Annotated in this window: 20 protein-coding genes, 1 tRNA gene and 1 riboswitch; of the genes, 10 read left to right on the top strand and 11 right to left on the bottom strand. The window is 72.5% G+C overall.

Annotation, left to right across the window (positions count from 1 at the left end):
- Positions 1 to 143: 143 nt before the first annotated feature.
- Both GXP74_RS04435 and def read right to left on the bottom strand, forming a co-directional pair.
- Positions 144 to 216 (bottom strand) — tRNA-Arg (locus tag GXP74_RS04435).
- Positions 217 to 436: 220 nt separating this feature from the next.
- A complete protein-coding gene (gene def, locus GXP74_RS04430) occupies positions 437 to 1,114 on the bottom strand; it encodes a peptide deformylase (protein ID WP_182450107.1) in 678 nt (225 codons plus the stop codon).
- A 127-nt stretch (positions 1,115 to 1,241) separates the two neighbouring features.
- Between def and GXP74_RS04425 the strand changes: the two genes are divergently transcribed.
- Positions 1,242 to 1,925: a winged helix-turn-helix domain-containing protein gene (locus tag GXP74_RS04425; RefSeq protein ID WP_225447707.1), complete on the top strand. Its 684-nt coding sequence runs from the start codon at positions 1,242 to 1,244 to the stop codon at positions 1,923 to 1,925.
- Positions 1,926 to 2,017: 92 nt separating this feature from the next.
- Here GXP74_RS04425 and GXP74_RS04420 read toward each other — a convergent pair whose 3' ends face one another.
- The 6 genes from GXP74_RS04420 to GXP74_RS04395 all read right to left on the bottom strand — a co-directional run bounded on the left by GXP74_RS04420 (position 2,018) and on the right by GXP74_RS04395 (position 7,866).
- Positions 2,018 to 2,713: an NAD(P)H-binding protein gene (locus GXP74_RS04420; protein WP_182450106.1), complete on the bottom strand. Its 696-nt coding sequence runs from the start codon at positions 2,711 to 2,713 to the stop codon at positions 2,018 to 2,020.
- A gap of 78 nt (positions 2,714 to 2,791) precedes the next feature.
- Entirely contained in the window at positions 2,792 to 3,853 is a 1,062-nt protein-coding gene (locus tag GXP74_RS04415; RefSeq protein ID WP_182450105.1) for a DUF4232 domain-containing protein, read from the bottom strand.
- The gene (locus GXP74_RS04410; RefSeq protein WP_182450104.1) at positions 3,850 to 4,332 is read right to left on the bottom strand and encodes an RNA polymerase sigma factor; all 483 of its coding nucleotides are present in this window, start codon (positions 4,330 to 4,332) and stop codon (positions 3,850 to 3,852) included. Before GXP74_RS04410 ends, GXP74_RS04415 begins: the two co-directional genes overlap by 4 nt.
- 112 nt (positions 4,333 to 4,444) lie before the next feature.
- Positions 4,445 to 5,029: a class F sortase gene (locus tag GXP74_RS04405; protein ID WP_225447706.1), complete on the bottom strand. Its 585-nt coding sequence runs from the start codon at positions 5,027 to 5,029 to the stop codon at positions 4,445 to 4,447.
- A gap of 150 nt (positions 5,030 to 5,179) precedes the next feature.
- Positions 5,180 to 6,013: a DUF4232 domain-containing protein gene (locus GXP74_RS04400; protein ID WP_182450103.1), complete on the bottom strand. Its 834-nt coding sequence runs from the start codon at positions 6,011 to 6,013 to the stop codon at positions 5,180 to 5,182.
- 215 nt (positions 6,014 to 6,228) lie between these two features.
- The gene (locus tag GXP74_RS04395) at positions 6,229 to 7,866 is read right to left on the bottom strand and encodes an RICIN domain-containing protein (protein WP_182450102.1); all 1,638 of its coding nucleotides are present in this window, start codon (positions 7,864 to 7,866) and stop codon (positions 6,229 to 6,231) included.
- Positions 7,867 to 8,143: 277 nt separating this feature from the next.
- Here GXP74_RS04395 and GXP74_RS04390 point away from each other — a divergent pair, with 277 nt between their 5' ends.
- The 4 genes from GXP74_RS04390 (at position 8,144) to GXP74_RS04375 (ending at position 12,038) form a co-directional block, all read left to right on the top strand.
- Positions 8,144 to 9,475 carry a sensor histidine kinase gene (locus tag GXP74_RS04390; protein WP_182450101.1) on the top strand — a complete coding sequence of 444 codons (1,332 nt, stop codon included), beginning with the start codon at positions 8,144 to 8,146 and terminating at the stop codon, positions 9,473 to 9,475.
- Complete coding sequence (locus tag GXP74_RS04385; protein ID WP_182450100.1) at positions 9,472 to 10,143, top strand: response regulator transcription factor; 672 nt, start codon at positions 9,472 to 9,474, stop codon at positions 10,141 to 10,143. Before GXP74_RS04390 ends, GXP74_RS04385 begins: the two co-directional genes overlap by 4 nt.
- Before the next feature lie 144 nt (positions 10,144 to 10,287).
- The gene (locus GXP74_RS04380; RefSeq protein ID WP_182450099.1) at positions 10,288 to 11,214 is read left to right on the top strand and encodes an ATP-binding cassette domain-containing protein; all 927 of its coding nucleotides are present in this window, start codon (positions 10,288 to 10,290) and stop codon (positions 11,212 to 11,214) included.
- Positions 11,211 to 12,038, top strand: a complete 828-nt coding sequence (locus tag GXP74_RS04375) for an ABC transporter permease subunit (protein ID WP_182450098.1) — start codon at positions 11,211 to 11,213, stop codon at positions 12,036 to 12,038. The genes GXP74_RS04380 and GXP74_RS04375 overlap by 4 nt, the downstream gene beginning before the upstream one ends.
- Before the next feature lie 76 nt (positions 12,039 to 12,114).
- Here GXP74_RS04375 and GXP74_RS41780 read toward each other — a convergent pair whose 3' ends face one another.
- Positions 12,115 to 13,251 carry a LysM peptidoglycan-binding domain-containing C40 family peptidase gene (locus GXP74_RS41780; protein ID WP_182450097.1) on the bottom strand — a complete coding sequence of 379 codons (1,137 nt, stop codon included), beginning with the start codon at positions 13,249 to 13,251 and terminating at the stop codon, positions 12,115 to 12,117.
- Between the two features lie 4 nt (positions 13,252 to 13,255).
- Positions 13,256 to 13,409: riboswitch (cyclic di-AMP (ydaO/yuaA leader) on the bottom strand.
- A 218-nt stretch (positions 13,410 to 13,627) separates the two neighbouring features.
- Between GXP74_RS41780 and GXP74_RS04365 the strand changes: the two genes are divergently transcribed.
- Positions 13,628 to 15,121: an MFS transporter gene (locus tag GXP74_RS04365; protein ID WP_370468372.1), complete on the top strand. Its 1,494-nt coding sequence runs from the start codon at positions 13,628 to 13,630 to the stop codon at positions 15,119 to 15,121.
- Between the two features lie 47 nt (positions 15,122 to 15,168).
- Here GXP74_RS04365 and GXP74_RS04360 read toward each other — a convergent pair whose 3' ends face one another.
- Positions 15,169 to 17,253 (bottom strand): D-alanyl-D-alanine carboxypeptidase family protein, encoded by a 2,085-nt coding sequence (locus GXP74_RS04360; RefSeq protein ID WP_182450096.1) that lies wholly within the window; start codon positions 17,251 to 17,253, stop codon positions 15,169 to 15,171.
- Positions 17,254 to 17,508: 255 nt separating this feature from the next.
- Here GXP74_RS04360 and GXP74_RS04355 point away from each other — a divergent pair, with 255 nt between their 5' ends.
- The 3 genes from GXP74_RS04355 to GXP74_RS04345 all read left to right on the top strand — a co-directional run bounded on the left by GXP74_RS04355 (position 17,509) and on the right by GXP74_RS04345 (position 19,777).
- Positions 17,509 to 18,240: a GPP34 family phosphoprotein gene (locus GXP74_RS04355; RefSeq protein WP_182450095.1), complete on the top strand. Its 732-nt coding sequence runs from the start codon at positions 17,509 to 17,511 to the stop codon at positions 18,238 to 18,240.
- 274 nt (positions 18,241 to 18,514) lie between these two features.
- The gene (locus GXP74_RS04350) at positions 18,515 to 19,378 is read left to right on the top strand and encodes a helix-turn-helix transcriptional regulator (RefSeq protein WP_182450094.1); all 864 of its coding nucleotides are present in this window, start codon (positions 18,515 to 18,517) and stop codon (positions 19,376 to 19,378) included.
- Between the two features lie 186 nt (positions 19,379 to 19,564).
- The gene (locus GXP74_RS04345; RefSeq protein WP_182450093.1) at positions 19,565 to 19,777 is read left to right on the top strand and encodes a DUF397 domain-containing protein; all 213 of its coding nucleotides are present in this window, start codon (positions 19,565 to 19,567) and stop codon (positions 19,775 to 19,777) included.
- 136 nt (positions 19,778 to 19,913) lie between these two features.
- On the opposite strand, the gene GXP74_RS04340 is transcribed toward GXP74_RS04345, so the two are convergent.
- On the bottom strand, positions 19,914 to 20,753 hold the full coding sequence (locus GXP74_RS04340) for a hypothetical protein (RefSeq protein WP_182450092.1): 840 nt from the start codon (positions 20,751 to 20,753) through the stop codon (positions 19,914 to 19,916).
- 163 nt (positions 20,754 to 20,916) lie between these two features.
- Here GXP74_RS04340 and GXP74_RS04335 point away from each other — a divergent pair, with 163 nt between their 5' ends.
- The gene (locus GXP74_RS04335; protein WP_182450091.1) at positions 20,917 to 21,615 is read left to right on the top strand and encodes an XRE family transcriptional regulator; all 699 of its coding nucleotides are present in this window, start codon (positions 20,917 to 20,919) and stop codon (positions 21,613 to 21,615) included.
- Positions 21,616 to 21,692: the final 77 nt, after the last annotated feature.

Below are 21,692 nucleotides of genomic sequence, written 5' to 3'. Positions count from 1 at the left end.
GGAATCCGGGTGACCATCTTGCGTGGGCGCCCCGTATTTCGAACGTATTGGCGACGTAGTGCGAACGCAGGGAAGCAAGAAGCCCAGCCCTGGACTTGCGTCCCGAGCTGGGCTTTTGGCCATCTACGGGCTGGTCGGAGAAGTGCCCCAGGCAGGATTCGAACCTGCGACACCGGCTTTAGGAGAGCCGTGCTCTATCCCCTGAGCTACTGAGGCGGGGCTTGCGGAGGTGGCGGTGGGGGAACCCCTGGGGGGTATCCCTGCCTTCCGGCAAACGTCCTGGGTAGGTGCTCTGCGATCGGTTCGGGGCTCCGAACCGTGAGGTCGGGGGTGCCCGACCAGGCCGCACAGCGACTGCCCGGTTCACAGCCTAGCGGATCGGTCCTGATCCGTTCTCCCCGGCAAGGCGGTGTCCGGTGGGGGCGAAGGGGAGGGGTCAGTTGGCGGCGGGGTGCGTCGGGGTGGGGAGGGATTCGGCGCGGGACCGGCGGCGGGCGAGGACGGAGGGCATGAGCTCCTCCATTTCCTGGAGGACGGCTCGGCGGTCGCGCTTGGAGAGGCGGTCGATGTAGACCATGCCGTTCAGGTGGTCGGTCTCGTGCAGCAGGCAGCGGGCGAAGTAGCCGGTGCCCTCGATGGTGAGCGGTTGGCCGTCCTTGTCGACGCCGGTGACCACCGCCCGCTCCTCGCGCGGGAGTTCGTGGTGCGGGCCGGGGACGGAGAGGCAGCCCTCGGGGGCGTCCAGCAAGCTGCGGCTGCCCGGGGCGGGCGCGGCGACCACCGGGTTGAGGATGTGGCCGACGTGGCGCACGCCGTCGTCGTCGAGGCAGTCGAAGACGAACAGGCGCAGGTCGACGTCCACCTGGTTGGCGGCCAGCCCGGCGCCCTCGGCCACGTACATGGTGACGAACATGTCGTCGATCAGCTGCGACAGCTCCACGGTTCCGAAGTCGACGGCCGGGCGGCAGTCGCGGCGCAGGATCTCCTCGCCGGTGACGGTGATCCGCAGCACCCGGCCCCGGGCGGCCTCGGGGGCGCGCTCGGGGTAGCTGTCCACCGGTCGGCCCTGGACGTGGACCCGGCGGTCGATGGCGCGGTCGCGGTGATCAGGCATCGGGCTGGTCCTCCGGAGTGCGCTCTGGGCGCTCGGCGTCGACAGGGCGTGCGCAAGCGGTCGACCGCCTCCACGGGGTCGACCGAAGACCTTGACACGCTACTTTGCAAAGTCCGAAGCTGGCAACGTGAACAGCGAATCCGTTGACGCGGCAGTCGAGTTGGACGTGGCACCCGTGCTCGCCGCGCATCCGCTGCGCACCGCGCTGCTCGAACTGATGCACCGGATAGGCCCGGTGACGGCCAATGAGGCCGGACGCCGACTCGGCCGCAGCTCCGGGCTCTGCTCGTTCCACCTGCGGCAGTTGGGCAGGGTCGGGCTGATCGAGGAGGCGCCGAGGAGCAGCGGTCGGGCGCGTCCCTGGCGGCTGGCCGCCGGGGGCGGCGACTGGGCGGCGGCGGACGCGGCCGGGTGGGCGGGCCGCGAGGACGCGGCGGACCCGACGGACCCGACGGACGCGGGGGATCCGGGGGACGCCGTCGGGGAAGGCCTGAGCGCGCTCAACCGTGGTCTGGAGAACGAGAGTTACCAGCGTTGGCTGGCCGAGCGGGAGCGGGCGCCCGAGCCGTGGCGCAGGGACGACGCGTTCAGCGCGGTGCTGTATCTGGGACCGGAGGAGATCGATCTGCTGGCCGAGGAGCTGCGTCGGCTGCTGGCTCCCTACCGGATCCGTGAGTCCTCGCCGTCCGCCCGGCCGCCGGACGCCGGACCAGTGGCGGTGGTCAGCCGGATCTTCCCGATCCTGCCTCCGGGCCGACCGAGCGATCCGCCGGGCGACCGACCGAGCGATCCGCCGACGGCGGACGGCTGACCCGGGCGGCGGGGCTCGGGGCGGCGGGGCGGCGGGGCGGCGGGGGTCGGGGCGGCGGCGGGGGTCGGGGGTCGGGGTGGGAGCGGCGGAGCTCAGCGGGAGTGGGCCGAGGACTCCTGGACGACTGCCTCGACCGCCGCCTCGATGCTGGTGTCACCGCTGACGAGTTCGAGTGCCAGTCCGGCGCTGGCCGGGGTGTGCAGCAGCTGCGCGATCACCGCCGCGACGTCCCGCCGGGGTACCCGGCCGGCGCCCCCGCTTTCGGCGAGGTGGCCGGTGGACAGGGTGACCAGCCCGGTGCCCGGGTCGTCCGTCAGATGGCCGGGCCGCAGGATCGTCCAGTCCAGGTCGGTGCGGCTGGCGAGGTCGCTGTCGGCCGCGCCCTTGGCCCGCAGGTACGCGGCGAAGCCCGCGTCGGTTCCGGCCGGGGGCTCGCGGTCGGCGCCCATCGAGGAGAGCTGGACCAGTCGGCGCACCCCCGCCCGCTGGGCCGCCTCGGCGAAGAGCACCGCCCCGCCCTGGTCGACGGCCTGGGTCCGGGCCATGCCGCCGTGTCCCCCGGCCCCGGCGGCGAACACCGCCGCCTCCGCGCCCGCCAGATCCGCCGCCAGCTGCTCGACGCCGACCGACTCCAGGTCGCACAGCAGCGCCTCGGCTCCGGCCGCCTGTAGCTCGTGCGCCTGGTCGGACCGGCGGATCAACCCGACCGGCGTGTCCCCACGCTCCGCGAGGATCCGCTCCAGTTGCAGTGCGATCTGACCGTGTCCACCCGCGATGACGATGCGCATGCTTCCGACCCTAGGAGCCAGGGGCGGCCGACGCGCGCCGGGACGCGCCGCCTTCGGCCAGTCGGGGGCACCCGGAGGTCACGACGGCGGGTTGCCGGTACTGCCCGTGATGAACGGGCTGACGCTGAGTTGCCCGCCGCAGAGCATCACCTGACCGGGGATCAGCATCGAGGCGGTGTCGCCCGGAGGGTAGATCCGCAGGCTGGACGAGGTGCCGGAGCAGCTGGTGGCGCCCGCGTTCAGGGTGTGGATGGTGTCGCTGGCCGAGGCCCCCGGCGCCAGTACCACCCGGCTGTAGGAGATCGTGTGGTCGAAGGTCGCCGGGGCGCCGAGCTGCCCGCCCTGGGCGTCCAGCAGCGTCAGCCCCGGGAAGCCGTCCAGCGTGCAGGAGGTCGGGCCGTCGTTGGTCAGCACCAGGTACCGGTACAGGTTCCCGGCGCCGGCGTTGCCACCGCCGAGCGCGGCGGTCAGCTGCGAGGTCGGGCAGATGCCCACGACCGCCGTCGCGGGGGCGGAGCTGCTGGCCGCGGAGGCCGACGGGGTGGCCGTGAGCGCGCCGCTGGTGCTGGACGCGCCGGTGGTACCGACCGTCGGCTCAGCGCTGGCCGCGCCGCTGGCGCTGCCGCCGGCCGCGCTGGCGGACGGGCTCTGGACGGGGGGCCGGGGCGCGGAGACGTGCCCGCCGGTGGCGCTCGGGGTCGGCGAAGCGGACGGCGACCGGGTGCCGCCGGTGGCGGTGACCGGGGGTGCGGCGTTCCAGAAGGGGCCGGGCACGCCCAGCAGGTACAGCGAACCGGCGGCCACGGCGACGACCAGCCCGCCTCCGGCGGCGACCCGCCCGCGTCTGCGGCGGGCGGCCCGGCGGCGGATCCGCTCGAAGGAGCCGGTCGGCACCGGCAGCATCCGGATCTCCGGGCGCAGCAGCGGCTCGGCCGCGCCCAGGCCCGGCAGCCGCTCGCCGAGGTCGAACGGGTCGGGCTGGTTCACCGGTTCGAACGGCTCGGGCTGGTCGAGGGGTCCGGGCGGGTCAACGGGCTCGGGCGGGTCAACGGGCTCGGGCGGGTCAACGGGCTCGAACGGCTCGGGCTGGTCGTCGGGGTGCTGCGGGTCGGGGCCGGGCCCACCGGGGTCTCTGCTCACTCCGCCGCTCCCAGCTTGGCTCGCAGCAGTTCCCTGGCCGCGTGCAGATCAGACTTGACCGTTCCCTCGTTCCGTCCCATCAGCGCGGACACCTCACGTACCGGCAGGTCCGCGTAGTAGTACAGGAGTACTGGTGTGCGCAGCCGCTGCGGGAGCGACTGGACCAGCAGCCGCACCGACGGGTCACCCGTCTCGGCGCGCTGCTGCTTCACGACTTCCTCCGTGGTGGCGCGCCGCATGGCCCGCCGTTCACGCTCCATTTTGCGCCAGTGGTCTCGGACCAGGTTGGCCGCGGTCACGTAGAGGAAGCCGCGCGGCTCCTCCACCTTGGTCCAGCGCGCCCAGAGGCGGGTGAACGCCTCCGAGGCGATCTCGTGGGCGGTGCCGTCGTCGTCGACCAGACGACGGCACCAGCCCGCGAGGCGCGGGTAGAGGGCGGCGAACAGCTCGGCTGCCTCCCTCTCGTGGGACCGGCGCACCATTCTCCTCGGCTGTAGAGGTTCCGCCGATGGATCGGCGGGTCTCACCGGACGAGACGGTTCCGGCTGCTCCTCGGTTGCGGCACCCGCGCGCCAATCAGCCATCAATTCGTCAACTCGCGTCGGCCAGGGACGCGTAGACGATGGTGTTCTCGGAGTAGCCGGTGCCGCCTGCCCCGCGCGGGCCCGCGCAGGTGATCAGTCGCAGCTCCGGCCGGTCCACGCTGCCGTAGACGGCGGACGTGGGGAAACGGGCCTTGGACACGGTCTGCACCGAGTCCACGGTGAACACCGCCGACGCGCCGTCCTGGAGCACCACGACCACCCGGTCGCCCGCGGCCAGCCGCGCGAGGTGCAGGAACACCCCGTCGCCGTACTGGCCGACGGTCACGTGGCCGAGGATCACCGCTGGTCCGACCTGCCCGGGTGTGGGCGAGTACTGGTACCACCCGGCCGGGGCGTTCGCCTCGATCGGGGGGACGCCGACGGTTCCGTCCGGGCCGAGGCCGACCGCCATGATCGGGGTGTCGACGCCGATGGCGGGGATCTCCAGCCGCTCCGGTACCGACCGGGCCAGCGGGCGCGGCGCCGCGCTGCCGCTGGGGGCGGTGACCGGGACGGCCGCGAGCGAGGACTGCGCCGCCGCCGTCCCGGCCGTGGCCGGGTTGTGGGCCGCGCAGCCGGAGAGCTGGGTCACGGCGCCGGAGGTGGCGAGCAGCAGGGCAGCCAGCGTCCCGCACCAGCGCGCGGCGGCGCGCCCGCGTGCCGTCGCGGCCCCCTTCCGGCCAGGGCCCCGACGGTGGACTCCGTGCTGACTGTCGCGAGCCGATCCGCTACGCCGCAAGGGTCAGCCCCGAGCCTGCGACCTGCGACGCAGCATCAGGCCGAGCCCGCCGAACAGCGCCGCGGCGATGGCGCAGGCACCGGCGATCAGGCCGGTGTCGCTGCTGGAGTCGGTCACCGGCACGCCGGTGTCGGGGGCGCCCGACGGCACCACGCCGACGGAGGCGGAGGTCGGGGCGGCGGACGCGCCGCCGCTGCCGGTGCCACCGGAGGCGGGCGCGGCCGACGCGGACGGGCCGTTGGTCGGGGCCGCGGACGGCGTCTGGGTGGCGGCGGGGCTCGGCGAGCTGGAGGTGTCACTGATCGGGGCCACGGCCGTGCCGTCGGGCGGGTTGCCGGTGGTGCCGCGGCCGAAGGGGGTGACGCTGAGCAGGTTGCCGCAGAGCATCACCTTGCCGGGGATGACCAGCGCGGCCTTGTTGCCGGGCGGGTAGATCCGCAGCTCGGTGGAGGTGCCCTGGCAGCTGGTGGCGCCGGAGTTGAGGGTGTGGATGGTGTCGCTGACGGCCTGGCCCGGCCGCAGCGTGACCGGGGCGTAGCTGAAGTTGTGGTCGAACGTCGCCGGGGCGCCGATCTCCTGGCCGTGGGCGTTCAGCAGCGACAGGCCCGGGTAGCCGTCGAGCTGGCAGCTGGTGTGGCTGTGGTTGGTCAGCAGCAGGAAGCGGTACAGGTTCCCGGCACCGGCGTCCCCGCCGCCGAGCGACGCGGTCAGCTGGGAGGTGGCGCACATCGGCGTCTTGGCGGCGGCCGAGTCGGAGCTCGCGGCCATGGCGGGGGCGGACCCGAGCACCACGGCGGTGCAGGCCATCGCGCCAACGGCGAGGGTGGACATACGCATGGACGGCTTCTCTCTCGTCGGGTCGGCCCGGCCCCGGAGGGCCGTGGCGGGCTGACCGTTGTTCAGATCGAGCGGAGAGACGACGGGGCATCCGACCCGGTTGTAAAGGGATGGCAAAATGATCCGAGCGCGAAGGGACGCGGCCCGGGCTCGGCCCTGGGACGTCCCGGCCCGGGCCGCGGCCCGGCGCGCTGGACGTCCCAGGGTTCGGGCGGTCAGCCCAGGTAGACGATGCCCAGCAGGGTCAGCTGCCACAGCTGCCCGGCCGCGCCGGTGTCGGGCTGGAGCACGGTGACCGGGTTGCCGCTGGAGTCGGTCAGCGAGCTGCTGCCGAGGGTGGCGACCATGCCCGTGTTCTCCGAGTCGGCGACCTTGTACAGGCCGTTGCCCGCCGGTTCGAGCACCCAGTGCTGGTTGCCGTTGCCGGTGCAGCCCCACTGCTCCAGCGCGGTTCCGGCGGCGGTGGAGCCACCGGTGGCGTCCAGGCACATGTCCCGGTTGCCGCTGAAGTCCAGCTCGTAGCTGCCGCCCGGCTTGGCCTCGAAGACGAAGGACTGGTTCAGCCCGCCGTCGGCCGGATAGGTGATCGCCGGACGGCCGTTGGTGCTGTCGCCGTAGTCGCCGCCGCCGGAGAAGTCCAGCACCTGGCCGGTGGCGTGGTTGCTGAGCTGGAACCAGGCGCCGTCCTGTGGCGCGTCGTTGAACGGCCGGCCGACCGTCAGCGGTTCGATGGTCGTCCCGTCGCCCTGGTCCAGGGTGCAGTAGGCCTCCTGCTGGTTCGGCGCGTCGAAGAACTCGCCGAGGCAGGCGCCCTCGCCCTGGTACCCGGCGACCCGCAGGTGGAAGGACTGCCGGATCTCGTCCTCGCACAGGCCGAGGATGCCGATGGAGTAGTCGCAGCCGTTGCGGGTGAGCTCGCTGGTGTCGATCACGTCGCCGTTGGTGTACTCGTACGGCGAGGTGGTCATCTCCGCGCAGACCTCATGGCCGTAGCTGACCCGGCGCTGGTCGAGGAAGCGCACGCCGGGTACCGCCTCGGCGGCGGTCCGCAGCGCGTCGTCCAGCTGCGGGACCACCCAGTTGTGGCCCCAGGCCAGGTCCTCCGGGTAGGCCGGGCAGCCGTCGGCGACCTTCGCCGCGTAGGTGTTGCTGCGGATGTCCGGGGTGATCGGGGTGAAGTACGACTGCATCACCAGCTGGTACGAGCCGTCGGCGTAGCCGGCGTCGCGCATGGTCTGCCGGACGTCGGTGAGCGCCGCCTCGATCTTCGGGATGACCGCCTGGGCCCGCGCGGTGATGGCCGCGCTGCCGATGGTGTCCCGGCAGCCCTCGGACTGCGGGATCGGGAAGTACTGCCCGAGGCAGCTCTCCATGATCCCGCTGAAGTCGAAGTCGTCGTTGGCGCCGATGGTGACGACGACCATCTTCACCTGGTACTGGGCGGCGGTCCGGGCGAGTTCGACGTCCTGCTTGGGCTCGCCGAAGTCACCGCTGCCGGAGCCGGTGACCTTGGCCAGGGTCGGGTCGCTCACCAGGTCGCCGGTCTGCGCGCCGGAACAGGCGAGGTCGACCCCGGTGACGCCGGACAGCCCGGTGTCGAAGATCTCGGACGAGGTGCTGCGGTGGCAGAAGTTCGTCGGACCGTCGGTCCCGGGGACATAGGCGTCGTCGGTGTCGGTGCCCGCGCCCTCGCCGGAGATGGCGCTGTCGCCGAGGGCGACGATGGCGGAGGCGCGGGTGTCGGCGGCGCCGACGGCCGCGGCCCGGGCGCCACCGGCGGCGGCCGGGGTGCCCGCCAGCGCGGGGGTCCCGGCCAGGCCGAAGGCCCCGATGAGGGCCGCGGCGGTGATCACGGCGGCACGTCCTACTAATACTGATCTGGTCACACAGGGCTCCTGTGGGGGCAGCGGGACCGCCCGCTGGATGGAGGGGCGGTGCGGAGCTTCTCGGACAGCGTCGATCGGCCTCAGATGCTAGATACCAGCGGGTAACAAAACAAGAGCCATGCTCATGTTTTCTGGCATGCCAACGTCGGCCCAGGTCACCCCCGCCCCTACCGCAACCGCCGTACACCCCGGCTACCGTCCCCGGACGACGCCGAAAGCCGCCACGGCCTCGTACCGTTGCAGGATGGGAACACTGGAGCAGTGGCGGCAGCGGGCGTCCAGACGGCCGCTACTGGCGGACGGATCGGCCGCGGCGCTGCTGCTGGTGCTCTCGCTGACCGCGTCGGCGATGGCCGCCCGGGCCTCCCGGCACGCGCTCCCCTCGCTCAGCGCGATACACCCCGCTACCGCCGCGGTGGCGGCCGTGGCCTGCGGCGCGCTGCTGCTCCGGCGCACCCGGCCGCGCGTGGTGCTGGCGGTGACCGTCGCCTGCGGGATCAGCTACACCGCGCTCGGCTACGACCTCAACCCGGTGCTGCTGTCCCCGGTCGTGGCCGCGATCTGCACCCTCGCCCTGGACACCGACCGCCGCACCGCCTGGCTCGGCACCGGCACGGCCGCGCTGCTGCTGGTCGGATCGAGCATGGCGTTCGCCCCCGGGTCGTGGCTGGAGCCGCAGAAGCTCAGCGTGCTCGCCTGGACCGGCATGGTAGCGGCCGGGGCGGACGCCATGCGGTCGCGCCGGGCCTACATCTCCGCGATCCGGGAGCGGGCCGAGCGGGCCGAGCGCACCCGGGAGGAGGAGGCCCGCCGCCGGGTCGCCGAGGACCGGATCCGGATCGCCCGGGAGCTGCACGACGTCGTCGCGCACCACATCGCGCTGATAAACGCCCAGGCCGGGGTCGCCGTGCACCTGGCCGACGAGATCCCGCCGCCGGTCCGCGCGGCACTGGAGCACATCCGGGACGCCAGCCACGAGGCGCTGCAGGAGCTGAAGGCGACCGTCGGGCTGCTCCGCCAGTCCGACGATCCGACCGCGCCGCTGGAGCCCGCGCCCGGACTCGACCAGCTGCCCGAGCTGCTGGCGTCCTTCGCCCGGGCCGGGCTCGACGTCGCCTACGAGCGGATCGGCGAGCCGCGACCGCTGCCCCCGGCCGTGGACCTGACCGCCTACCGCATCGTCCAGGAGTCGCTGACCAACGTCAGCAAGCACGCCGGGGTCTCCACCGCCCGGGTCCAGGTGTACGTCGGCGACGAGCGGCTGGCGATCCGGGTCGAGGACGACGGCCGCACCGCGCCCATGCTCAGCACCCCCGACCGGGGGCGCGGCACCGGCCACGGGCTGACCGGGATGCGCGAACGCGCCGCCGTCGTCGGCGGCACCCTCAGCGCCGGACGCGACCCCTGGGGCGGCTTCCGGGTCGCCGCCGACCTGCCGCTGCGCCCCGCCCCAGCCGCCCCCGGGACCGGGAGCGGGACCGGGTCCGGAACCGGGACCGGCTTCGCGGCCAATGGGGAGACCGCCCGGGAGCCCGCCCGGGAGACCGTGCTGGAGCCCGCGGGAGCAGACGCGTGACCATCCGAGTCCTGCTCGCCGACGACCAGGCACTGCTGCGCGGCACCTTCCGGATGCTGATCGACTCCACCCCCGACATGGAGGTGGTCGGCGAGGCCGCCGACGGCCACGAGGCGGTGCGGCTGGCCCGGACGCTGCCGGTGGACGTGCTGCTGATGGACATCCGCATGCCCAACCTGGACGGCCTCGCCGCCACCCGGCTGATCTGCGCGGACGAGCAGCTGTCCGGGATCCGGGTACTGATCCTGACCACCTTCGAGTTCGACGAGTACGTCGCCGAGGCGCTGCGGGCCGGGGCCAGCGGCTTCCTCGGCAAGGGCATGCGCCCGGAGGAGCTGCTGGACGCCGTGCGCACGGTCGCGGCGGGCGACGCGCTGCTCTCCCCCAGCGCCACCCGGAGCCTGATCACCCGGTTCCTGGCGCAGCCGGAGCGCACCGCCGACACCGCCCCCAGCCGCCTGGACGTGCTCACCCCGCGCGAACGCGACGTGATGGCGCTGGTCGCCCTGGGGCACTCGAACGAGGACATCGCGGTGCGCCTCTTCCTCAGCCCGCTGACGGTGAAGACGCACGTCAACCGGGCGATGGCGAAGCTCGGCGCGCGCGACCGGGCCCAGCTGGTGGTCGCCGCGTACCAGTGCGGCCTGGTCCAGCCCGGCACCGGTTGACCCCTGCGGCCCGGCGGACCCACCCGCACCAGGAGGACACCCGGGCTCCGCCTACTGCGCCCGCAGTAGACGGGGACGCTGCACCCAGGGGACGCGCCGAGCAGGCGGTACCGACCAGGGTGGGCGTATGAACGGACACCCGCGATGATCGTAGCCAGCAACCTGACCAAGCGATACGGCGAGAAGACCGCCGTCGACGACCTCTCGTTCACGATCAGGCCCGGCATCGTCACCGGCTTCCTGGGCCCCAACGGCGCCGGCAAGTCGACCACGATGCGCATGATCATGGGCCTGGACTCGCCCACCACCGGCAGCGTCACCGTCAACGGCCGCCGCTACGCCGAGCACGCCGCGCCGCTGCACGAGGTCGGCGCGCTGCTGGAGGCCAAGGCCATCCACACCGGCCGCACCGCCCGCAACCACCTGCTCGCGCTCGCCGCCACCACCGGCATCGGTGCCCGCCGGGTGGACGAGGTGATCGACCTGGTCGGGCTGCGCGAGGTCGCCCGCAAGCGGGCCGGGGGCTTCTCCCTCGGCATGGGCCAGCGCCTGGGCATCGCCTCCGCGCTGCTCGGCGACCCGGAGACAGTGCTCCTGGACGAGCCGGTCAACGGCCTCGACCCGGAGGGCATCCTCTGGATCCGCAACCTGCTCAAGGGCCTGGCGTCCGAGGGCCGCACGGTCTTCGTCTCCTCGCACCTGATGAGCGAGATGGCGCTGACCGCCGAGCACCTGATCGTGGTGGGGCGCGGCAAGCTGATCGCGGACACCTCGGTCGCGGACTTCACCCGCAGCGCCTCGCGCAACGTGGTCCGCGTCCGCTCGCCGCACGCCGACCGGCTGCGCGGCCTGCTGCTGGGCCCGGACGTCACCGTGGACGGCCCCGAGCCGGGCACGCTGGAGGTCACCGGCCTGGACAGCGACCGGATCGGCACGATAGCCGCCGAGCACGGCGTCACCCTGTTCGAACTGGCGCCGCAGCAGGCCTCCCTGGAGGAGGCGTTCATGGAACTCACCCGGGACGCCGTCGAGTACCACGCCAGCACCACGGTCGCCGGGAGCGTCGCATGAGCACTACCACCGCCACCCCGCAGGCCGCGCCCAGGGGGGTCCAGGAGGGCAAGGTCACCCAGCTGCGGGTGCTCAACTCCGAGTGGATCAAGCTGCGGACGCTGCGGTCCACCCCGATCACGCTGCTGGTCGCCGTAGTCATCATGATCGGCCTCGGCATGCTCATCACCTGGGGTCGTGCCAGCCACAGCGGAGGTCCCAACGGCCACGCCGACCCGATCAACGGGGCTGAGCTCAGCTTGGGCGTGTACCTACTCGCGCAACTGGCCATCGGCGTCCTCGGCGTGTTGATCGTCAGCGGCGAGTACAGCACCGGAATGATCCGGGCCAGCCTGTCGGCCGTCCCGAAGCGGCTGCCAGTGCTGTGGGCCAAGACCCTGGTCTACGCAGCCGTGGTGCTGGTGCTGATGACCATCACCTCACTGGTGGCGTTCTACTGCGGCCAGGCCATCTTGTCCTCGTACGGCGAGGCCGTGAAGATCTCCGACCCCGGCGTGGCCCGGGTCGTCTTCGGCACCGGCCTGTACCTGACGGTCGTCGGTGTGTTCGGTGTCGCTCTCGGCGCGCTGATCCGCAACGGTGCGGGTGCCATCGCCACTCTGGTCGGCGTGGTGTTCATCGTGCCCGCTCTGTCCCACCTGCTGCCGTCGAGCTGGGCCCCGCACATCGTCCCCTACCTGCCCAGCAACGCCGGTGGCGCGCTGCTCACTGTGGTCCCCGACCCCACGATGCTGGCCCCGTGGACCGGTTTCGGGCTGATGGTCGGCTACGCCGTGGTGCTGCTCGCCGTCGCCGGGGTGCTGCTGAAGCGCCGCGACGCCTGACCGCACCCACCCGCGTGCACGAACGCCGCGCCCGCCCGGACTGGTCCGGGCGGGCGCGGCGCGTTCGGGCTGCGGCTCAGAAACGACCGGCGAAGGTCGGGGTGTAGTCCGCGATGGTGTCGGTCTTGACGCCCGCGCTGGGGTTGGCGGCCTCGACGTACTCGCCGTTGCCGACGTAGATGGCGACGTGGTACGCGTTGGCGGCGGTGCCGTCGGTCGACCAGAACAGCAGGTCGCCGGGCTCCAGGGCGTTCATCGAGACGGGGGTGGCGGCCGCGGCCTGCTCCTCGCTGGTGCGCGGGATGGAGATCCCGGCCTGGGCCAGCGCGGCCTGGGTCAGGCCCGAGCAGTCCCAGGTGTCGGGACCGGTGCCGCCGTAGACGTACTCCTTGCCCAGCTGCGCCTCCGCGAAGGAGATCGCGGCGGCCATGTTGCCGGTGGCAGCCGGGGCGCTGCTGCTCGCGGTGGAGGTCGAGGAGGTGGTGGACGTGGTGGCGGAGCCGGAGTTGGACGCCGAGTCGGAGCTTGAGGAGCTGGAGGAGTTGGACGCGTTGGAGGAGTTGGACGCGTTGGCCGAGCTCGCCGAGGCGGCCGAGCCGGCGGCGTTCGCGGCGACGGCGGCGTTGTAGGCGGCCTGGGCGGCGGCCGAGGCGGCGGCGTTGGCGTCGCTGGAGGTGCTCGACGTGGTGGTGGTGGCGGTGGTGGTGGCCGCCGGGGCGGAGGAACCGGTGGAGGTCGAGGGCGCGGTGGTGGTGCTGCTGGTGGTGGTGCTGCTGGCGACCACGGTGCCGCTGATGACCAGCCGCTCACCGGGGTAGATCAGGTCCGGGCCCTGGGTCAGCGTGGACCGGTTGAGCTGGTACAGCCGCTCCCAGCCGCCGGAGACGTGCTCCTTGTCGGCGATGCTGGAGAGCCAGTCGCCGGCGACCACGGTGTAGCTGCTGGCGGCATGGCGGGTGCTGCGGCGCTCGGTGGCGGCGGCGGTCGGCTGGGCGGCCGTGGCCGCACCGGCGGTGGTCGCGGTCGCGGTCGCGGTTCCGGCGACGGCGTTGCTGGCGGAGGAGGACGGGGCGGCGGCGACCGCGTTGGTCGCGGCGGCCAGGGGGAAGGCCATACCGACGACACTGGCGATACCGGCTCCGGCGAGGAGACGCTGGGTGGCAGTACGGCGAGCAGGAGTGGCGCGGTGACGCCCGTTGCTGGACAGCAGCATGCTGAAGGTTCCTCTCCCACGCCTGCGAGGTGAGCTGTCGGATTCGGGCTGGAGTTGCCCGGCCGTGCTGAGCACGGCTTCACCCCTAGCCGCGATGCTGGAATCGCGGCGACTTACCTGGTTCCCCCGCCCCTGCCGTGGTTCGGTACGTGTGCCAATGCCTCCGGCGGCAGGACTCGGCGTTCCGGAGGTGTTGGTTCCGCATAAGTGCGGATGACGAGCACGCTAGACAGATGAGGGTTGAAACTACAAGTCGGTGTGACCTCGCTCACGCCCCAGTGGTCACATTCGCCCCTCCCGCGCACCCAGATGCTGGGGTCCCGCAGTCGGCCTAGTGTCGTACATGTCCATATATAGACGGATCGGAGATCCGGCCATGGCACGTATGACCGAAGAAGAGGCCGCAGTCGCGGGGCTCCCGGAGCGCGGGGAGAACCACCGCTGGTGGGTGCTGGCGGTGGTCGGCCTCGCCCAGCTGATGGTCGTCCTGGACGCGACGATCGTGAACATCGCCCTCCCGTCCGCCCAGCGGGACCTCGGTTTCACCGACGCCAACCGGCAGTGGGTGGTCACCGCCTACGCCCTCGCCTTCGGCAGCCTGCTGCTGCTCGGCGGACGCGTCGCCGACCTGGTCGGACGCAAACGGGTGTTCCTGATCGGCCTGGTCGGCTTCTCGGTCGCCTCCGCCATCGGCGGGGCCGCGCCGAACTTCGGGGTCCTGGTCACCGCCCGCGCCCTCCAGGGCGGTTTCGGCGCGCTGCTCGCCCCGGCCGCGCTGTCGCTGCTCACCACGACCTTCACCGACGCCAAGGAACGCGCCAAGGCCTTCGGCATCTACGGCGCCATCGCCGGTACCGGCGGTGCCATCGGCCTGCTGCTCGGCGGGCTGCTCACCGAGTACCTGGACTGGCGCTGGTGCCTGTACGTCAACCTGCTGCTGGCGGTGATCGCCTTCATCGGCGGCACCCGGCTGCTGCACGCCGGGGCACCGGCCAACCCGCCCAAGCTCGACATCCCCGGCACGGTACTGGTCTCCCTGGGCCTGTTCGGCCTGGTCTACGGCTTCTCCAATGCCGAGTCACATCCCTGGAGCACGATCAACACCTGGGGCTTCCTGCTGGCCGGGGTGATCCTGCTGATCGCGTTCGCCGTCTGGCAGAGCCGCGCCGAGCACCCGGTGCTGCCGCTGCGGGTGGTGCTGGACCGGAACCGGGGCGCGTCCTTCCTGGCGATGTTCATCGCGGGCGCCGGAATGTTCGGCGTGTTCCTGTTCCTGACGTACTACCTGCAACAGTCGCTGCGCTACTCCCCGGTGCTCACCGGGGTCGCGTTCCTGCCGATGGTCTTCGTCATGATCCTCACCTCGGTCACCGCGACCAACAAGCTGGTGCCGAGGTTCGGCGCCCGGCCGATCGTCCCGGTCGGGATGCTGTTCGGGGCCTGCGGCATGGTCTGGTTCACCGCACTCGACCTGCACAGCAGTTATGCCGCCAACGTGCTGCCGCCGCTGCTGGTGCTCGGCCTCGGGATGGGCCTGATCTTCGCCCCGGCGATGTCCCTGGCGACCGCCGGGGTCGAGCCGCATGACGCGGGCGTGGCCTCGGCCATGGTCAACACCAGCCAGCAGGTGGGTGGTTCGATCGGCACCTCGCTGCTGAACACGCTGGCCACCAGTGCCGCCACCGCCTACCTGGTCGGCCGTCAGCACACCCCGGCTGCGCTGGCGCAGTCCCAACTGCGCAGCTACTCCACCGCCTACTGGTGGTCGGCCGGGTTCTTCCTGTTCGGGATGGTCGTCTGCGGGCTGCTCTACCCGTCCGGCAAGCCGCAGATCTACGCCGCCGACGAGAACGCCCCGGTGCACATGTAGGCACCGGGGCGGTCCTGCGGTTCCGCGCGGGGTCAGCCGAGGCGGGGTCAGCCGAGGCGGGTCAGCCGGGCCCCGTAGGAGGGCTCGGCCAGGTCGGACCGGAGCGTGACCGGGATCCGCTGGGCGCTCGCCCCGGAGCCGACCACCAGGTAGCCCACCGCCTCACCGGCCTTGCCGGTGTGCGGCAGGACCCCGCCCAGCGCCGCCAGCGACACCGGGACGGTCGTGCCCGACCAGCCGACCACGTTCACGTCCTGGGCGGCGGTCAGCGGCGTCCGGCCGCCCTCGCCGTCGTCCACGTAGCCGACGATCTGGCCCTGCTTCACCAGGACCTGCGACTGAAGCACGTGCTCGGCGCTGACCAGCAGTTTCTTGCTGGTCGCCATCACGTTGTCGAGGATGCCGAAGGTCGGGCTGAGCGCGGGCTGACCCAGGGTCACGCCCAGTACCGTCTGCGTGGTGCCGCCGACCGTGGTCCTGGCCGCCCACATCAGGCAGCCCAGCGCGGCCGAGTCGGAGCCGGTCTTGATGCCGATGACGCCGTCCTGGCCGATCAGCGCGTTGGTGTTGGGCGTCGGGCCGTTCTCCGGCGGGGAGAAGGTGGTGGTGCTGACGATCTGCCGGAACACCGGGGTCTCGATCGCGACCCTGGCCAGCTTCAGCTGGTCGTTCGCGGTGCTCTTGGTGGTGTCCAGCAGGCCGCTGGGGTCGGTGTAGGTGGTCTGGGACATCCCCAGCGCCGCCGCCTCGGTCTGCATCTTGGCGACGAAGGCCGCGTCGGTACCGGCGTCCCAGCGGCCGAGCAGCCGGGCGACGTTGTTGGCCGAGGGGATCAGCAGCATCTGCAACGCCTGGTACTCGGTCAGCTGCTCGCCCTTGCTGACCTTCATCACCGACTCGCCGTCGCTGTGGCCCTTGGTGTAGTCGTCCACCGCCTGCTGGTCCACGACGATCACCGGACCCTGCTGGCCGACGTTCAGCGGGTGGTCCTTCAGCACCAGGTGAGCCGTCATCACCTTGGTCACACTGGCGATCGGCACCGGGTTCTCCGGCCCGCTGCTGCCGAGCGAGCCGAGACCGTCCACCTCCACGGCGGACTGACCCGCGGTCGGCCAGGCGAGGGCCGGAGCGGACCCGGCGAAGGTGTAGCTGGAGGCGGCGGTCAGCTTCAGCACCGGCGTCGGCAGCGGGCGCAGCACCTGGACGAAGGCCGCGATCGCGAGCAGGAAGCAGAGCAGGCCGCCCCAGAGGCTGATCCGCTTGAGCGCGCGGCGCAGCGGGGTCATCGGACGGCTGCTGAGGGTGGCCAGGATCTCCAGCGCCTCGGAGGTGGTCTCCGGGGTCGCCACGGCGCCCTCCGGGCCCAGCGCGGGGTCACCGACGGCCTGCGGGGCGGCCTGCGGCAGCGCCTGCGTGGCGGTCTCGGGCGGCGCCCACAGCGCGGTGGTGGTGGTCGCCCCACCCGTCGTCCCCCCGGCCCAGCCGGACCCCGCCCCGACCCGGGCCGGCTCCCCCCGCCCGACGGCAGCGGAGGCCGAGCCCCGCCCCGCACCCCCGTCCCCGTCCCCGGGCGCCTCGGCGGCGGGCTCGTCGGCGGGCTCGTCGGCGGCGGGCTCCCGCAGAGGGGCGGCAGCGGGCCCGGCGGGTGCCTCGGCGGCGGAGTCCCGGTTCCCAGCGGCCTCGGCCTCGTCGGCGGGCGCCTCGGCGGTGGCTGAGTCCTCGGTGGCGGCGGGGCGGGGCGCGGGCGGAGTGGTTTCCGTCTGCGGGGATCGGGCGGCGTCGGTCGGCTGTTCCGCCGGGGCGGACGGGGCAGGCGGGGCGACGGCGGCCTCGGCAGCCCGGCCGTCCGGCTCATCGCCAACGCCCGGCACGTCCTCCGAGGCCTCCGGGTCCTCCGGGTCCTCCGGGTCCTCCGGGTCCTCCGGGTCCGCGACACGCTGCTGGTCATCGGCGTCCCCGGCGTCCCTGAGGTCCCCGAGGTCCCCGTCATGCCCGACATCCTCGGAACCAGCCGCGTCCACCGCGTCCACCGCGGCCCCGTGGTTCAGGTCGCGTTCGAACTCCCCCATGTCCACGTCGTCTTCGACGCCCGCGTCCTTGTTCCGTTCCACCCTGTCGGGGGACTCGCCCACGTATCCCAGCCTCCTCGCGCGTCCGGTGCGCGCCCAAGAACGGCGCTCCGGCACTAGTTTCCTTCACAGCCCCGAAAACCTTGGTACGCGGCGCCCCTCACCGGCGATTCCTCAGTGTCGGCACCCACTCAAGTGCCAGACGTGGGGTTCATCCGGGCGGTTCCACAGATCACGGTGTCGTGTCACTCTCTAGGCACTCTCGACAGCGAGGTGTGAGAGGCGTCACTCTGTCTTCATCCACGCGGGGAGGCTTGGATGGGCAAGAGCCGCAGAACAATTCCCGAGGAACTGTTGTTGCTCGCACTGGACCCGGCGACCGGGACCACCGCGCAACCGCAGACCCTTGACCTCGGGCTGGCCGGAGCACAGCTCGTCGAGCTGGCCATGGCCGGACGAATAGTCCCTGACGGGGACCGGATAGCCGTGGTGAATCCACGGCCGACCGGTGACCCGACACTGGACCACGCCCTGGAACTGCTGCGCAGGCGCGGCAGTGCGGTGCGTGCCGTTCACTGGATCGGTGGGCCCCGGCTGGGGCTGCGCCAGACGTACCTCGCGCACCTGGAGCGGTGCGAGATGGTGCGGGCGGTGCCGGGCCAGGTGTGCGGAGTGCTGCCGACGACGCGGTACCAGGCGTCGGACGACTGCACGAACAGCGCGATCAAGGAACGGCTGGACACGGCCATCCGGACCGGGATCCCCCCGGACCCCCGGACTGCCGCGCTGGCCGCCCTGGCCCACGCCGTGGGCCTGGGAAAGCATCTCTACCCCGGTAACGAGGGGCGTTCCTCAAGGTCACGGCTGCGTGACCTGATCAGGTACGACCCCCTCGGCGGAATGGTCGCCCACGCCGTCATGGACGTGCAGAACGGCCTGCCCGCAGCCCAGGTGAGGGGTGGCGCACCGGCCCCCAACCGGGCCGCCGCCGCCCGACCGGCGGGGCGATCCCCTGCCCTGCCCGGAATGGCGAGGGTGGCAGCCCGCTGACGGCTGACACCGCGCACGGCCGCTCCACCCTCGGCCGCCGCCCGTCCCGCGACCACCCTCGCGGGGCGGACGGCGGTCGGCTTTGTGCGCCCCCGGCCACATGGGCTTCCTTAGCAGAACGGCGCGCGCCGCGCAGCGCGCGCCCGCTCTTTCCGGTTGCCGGAGCCGATCCGGGCCGATTGCCCCACGCGGGGGCGGTCCGTAGTGGCATCCTGCTGAACGAGAGGGATACCAACGAATAAAGAACGTCACCCCACCAGAGCCGGAGGACCCGTTGTCCTCGTCCGCGAGCATCAACCCGACCGTCCGCCGCCGCAGGCTCGGCGCGAAACTACGTGAACTGCGCGAGGAGCGGAAGCTCACAGCCGAGGATGTCGCGCAGCAACTCCTCGTCTCCCAGTCGAAGATCAGCCGACTGGAGAACGGTCGACGCGCCATCAGCCAGCGCGACGTACGCGACCTCTGCCGCGTCTACTCGGTGACGGACGAGAAACTGATCGACGCGCTGATGACGATGGCCCGGGAGTCCCGCCAGCGGGGCTGGTGGCACGCCTTCGGCGACGTCCCGTACAGCGTGTACATCGGCCTTGAGGCGAACGCCGTCTCGGCGCGGAACTACGAGTCGCTGTTCGTGCCGGGGATGCTGCAGACCCGCGAGTACGCCGCCGCTGTGATCGCGGGCATCCAGCCGGAGGCCCTGCCCGAGCAGAACGAGAAGCGGATCGAGATCCGGATGCGCCGCCAGGAGGTGATGCAGGACCCGGACAAGCCGCTGCGGATGTGGGCGGTGCTGGACGAGGCGGTGCTGCACCGCGAGGTCGGCGGCCCGCAGGTGATGCGCGAGCAGTTGGAGCACCTGATCGCGCTCAGCCACCAGTCGCACATCACGGTCCAGGTCCTGCCGTACGGGATCGGCGCGCACCCGGGGATGAGCGGCACCTTCTCGATCCTGGAGTTCGAGGACGAGGCCGACGCCACCATCGTCTACCTGGAGGGCGTCACCAGCGACCTCTACCTGGAGAAGGAGGCGGACGTGAAGACCTACTCCACGCTGTACGAGCACCTGCGGGCGATGGCCCTCGGCCCGGACCAGACCCGCGACCTGATCGACCGCGTCGCCAAGGACTTCGCCCGCTGACCGCGTACGGTCGAGCGGAAGCGCGGACTGTACCGGAAAGTCACCGACGGCGTGCCGACTCCCCGCAGATTGGCCCCTCTGGGGGGTGTACGAATATCTGGAAAGCCGGAATCACAGATTCCGGAGCAACACTGAAGGCAGATCAACCACCGCGAGCCATCATCTGCGAAACCGGAGTGAGCCTTCATGGACCACAACATCCTCACCGCCGAGTCCGACCTCGCCTGGCGCAAGTCCTCCTACTCGGGGAACGGGAACTGCGTCGAGGTCGCCACGCCTGAGGCAGGCATGGCCGTCCGCGACTCCAAGGACCCGAAAGGCCCGGCGCTGCACTTCAGCGCCGACGCCTGGACCGCGTTCGTCGCCGATGTCACCGGCGGCGCCTTCGAGGTGCGCTGACCGGGCGATCGCCACCCGCCCCCGCTGCGGGGCGGCCACCACCACTGGGCCCCCTTGCCTCCGCAAGGGGGCCCACGCCGCTCTACGGGCAGGGCGGCGGGGGGCAGGGCGGCGCCGGGCAGGGCGGCGGGGGTGGTCAGCGCAGTTGGTCGACGTAGCGGTCGGTCCCCGGCAGGGTCGGCACGAACGGCGCGACCAGTTCCACCCTGGCCCCCGGCACCGCCGCCGCGACCTCGGTGTCGAGGCCGGTGAAGGCGTCCCAGCAGGCCCGTGGGTCCTGCTCCAGGAACCAGAGCAGGGTGAGCCGGGTGTCCACCCCCTCCACCTGCTTGACGTAGGTCATCCTGTCCCCGGGCAGCGGCAGCGGCCGGAACAGCACGCACATCGCGGCCGGGCCGCCCGCCCGGAGCCGCCCCGGCAGGTGCCGGTCCAGCAGCCAGTCGGCGAGCCGGTCCCGTCCGGCCGCGTCCTCGGCGTCGATCACCTGGAGCACCAGCCCGGCGTAGGGGTGGTCGAGCGCGTGCACGTCGCGCGGGCCGGCCGCGCCGTCCCGGTAGGCGGCGGCCACGTGCTGCTGGAAGGCGGTGAAGACGTGGGTGCGGTCGCGGTAGACCCGGCCGTCGCGGTTGAGCCGCTTGTTGATGCCCACGGTCCAGCGCATGTGGGCGTCCTGGCGGCCCTCGTTGATCCAGTACACCGAGAGGTAGCACCCGGCGGCGACCGGCTCGGCGACCGCCGACTTCTCCGGGTAGCGCAGCAGTTGCAGGTCACGGGTGGCCACCCAGCGGCGACCGGCGAACATCCAGGGCATGGCCATGGCCCCGGCGTAGAAGTGGTCGTCCTCGTACCAGCGGTTGTAGCCGTACTCGTGGCCCGGGTGCGGCTCGACCATGGTGATCAGCGCGCTGCCGATGGCCACCCCGTACGGGCCGCGCGACGCCAGCTCGGCATAGCGGTCCAGATCCTCGTCCGTCATCTCCCGGCCTCCCCGGTGCGTTGCGAATGACTGACGGTATGTCAGATCTCCTGCACTTCCCAGAGCCGCGGAGCTTCCTACGAGCCGGTGGCCACGGCCGGACGGCGGCTTCGGATGATCCACCGGTGGGCGGGCCGCGCCGCCGGACCTATCGTGAGGATGCATGCGAAGACGCGCATCCCTCCCCGCCGCCGCTCCCGTGCCGTTCCACCCGGCTGCCGCCTGGCAGGCCCGGCGGCTCCTGCGGCTGACACCCGCCCTGGTGGCCCGCGACATGGCGGCACACGGCGTACAGGTCGCCGCGCCGCAGGTGATCGCCTGGGAGTCGGGCGAGTTGCTGCCCAGCGAGCGCGAACTGGTGGCGCTGGCACGGACGCTGTGGTGCACCCCCGGGCAGCTGATGGGCGGCCGGGCCCGCAGCGTCCGCGACCACCGACTGGCGATGGACCTGCCGTTGGAGGACGTCGCCCGGCAACTGGGCCTGACCCCAAGGGTGTACGCGCAACTGGAGCAGGCGCCCCGCTGGCAGGGCGAGATCGAGCAGACCATCCTGCTCGCCGACGCGCTGCGACTGACCCCGTACGGCCTGGCCCTGGCGACCGGGCGCGAGGACGACCTGCGGGAGGTGCTACAGCGCGCGGTGGACGGACGCTGGTCCTCGCAGGTGGTCCCGCTGCTGCGGCTGGTGCCGACGCTGGAACGGGCGGACGTCGAGCAGGCGCTGCGGGTGCTGAACGACGAGGGGCAGGCCTCGGGCGTGATGTGGGGTGCCACGCGGACCCCGGAGGAGCCCGCGACCGAGCCGCCGCCGCTGGCCGAGCGCTTCTGGAAGCTGATCCCGGACCGGGAGCACCGCCACTGAGCCGCGCCGCGCCGCGCCGCCCGCCCCGGAGCCACCCGGCTCTGGTAAATCCGGTCCCGCCGACCTAAGCTGACGCA

Source organism: Streptacidiphilus sp. P02-A3a (assembly GCF_014084105.1).
Taxonomy (GTDB): Bacteria; Actinomycetota; Actinomycetes; order Streptomycetales; family Streptomycetaceae; genus Streptacidiphilus.
Note: the sequence above shows the minus strand (reverse complement) of the source record. Positions and strands in the feature narration are given on the sequence as shown.

Excerpts from the sequence above, each read along its gene's own strand:
- GXP74_RS04400 (WP_182450103.1), bottom strand. The coding sequence starts at position 6,013 with ATGCGTATGTCCACCCTCGCCGTTGGCGCGATGGCCTGCACCGCCGTG.
- GXP74_RS04420 (WP_182450106.1), bottom strand. The coding sequence starts at position 2,713 with ATGCGCATCGTCATCGCGGGTGGACACGGTCAGATCGCACTGCAACTG.
- GXP74_RS41780 (WP_182450097.1), bottom strand. The coding sequence starts at position 13,251 with ATGCTGCTGTCCAGCAACGGGCGTCACCGCGCCACTCCTGCTCGCCGT.
- def (WP_182450107.1), bottom strand. The coding sequence starts at position 1,114 with ATGCCTGATCACCGCGACCGCGCCATCGACCGCCGGGTCCACGTCCAG.
- GXP74_RS04335 (WP_182450091.1), top strand. The coding sequence starts at position 20,917 with ATGCGAAGACGCGCATCCCTCCCCGCCGCCGCTCCCGTGCCGTTCCAC.
- GXP74_RS04390 (WP_182450101.1), top strand. The coding sequence starts at position 8,144 with ATGGGAACACTGGAGCAGTGGCGGCAGCGGGCGTCCAGACGGCCGCTA.
- GXP74_RS04340 (WP_182450092.1), bottom strand. The coding sequence starts at position 20,753 with ATGACGGACGAGGATCTGGACCGCTATGCCGAGCTGGCGTCGCGCGGC.
- GXP74_RS04345 (WP_182450093.1), top strand. The coding sequence starts at position 19,565 with ATGGACCACAACATCCTCACCGCCGAGTCCGACCTCGCCTGGCGCAAG.
- GXP74_RS04375 (WP_182450098.1), top strand. The coding sequence starts at position 11,211 with ATGAGCACTACCACCGCCACCCCGCAGGCCGCGCCCAGGGGGGTCCAG.
- GXP74_RS04380 (WP_182450099.1), top strand. The coding sequence starts at position 10,288 with ATGATCGTAGCCAGCAACCTGACCAAGCGATACGGCGAGAAGACCGCC.
- GXP74_RS04365 (WP_370468372.1), top strand. The coding sequence starts at position 13,628 with ATGGCACGTATGACCGAAGAAGAGGCCGCAGTCGCGGGGCTCCCGGAG.
- GXP74_RS04355 (WP_182450095.1), top strand. The coding sequence starts at position 17,509 with ATGGGCAAGAGCCGCAGAACAATTCCCGAGGAACTGTTGTTGCTCGCA.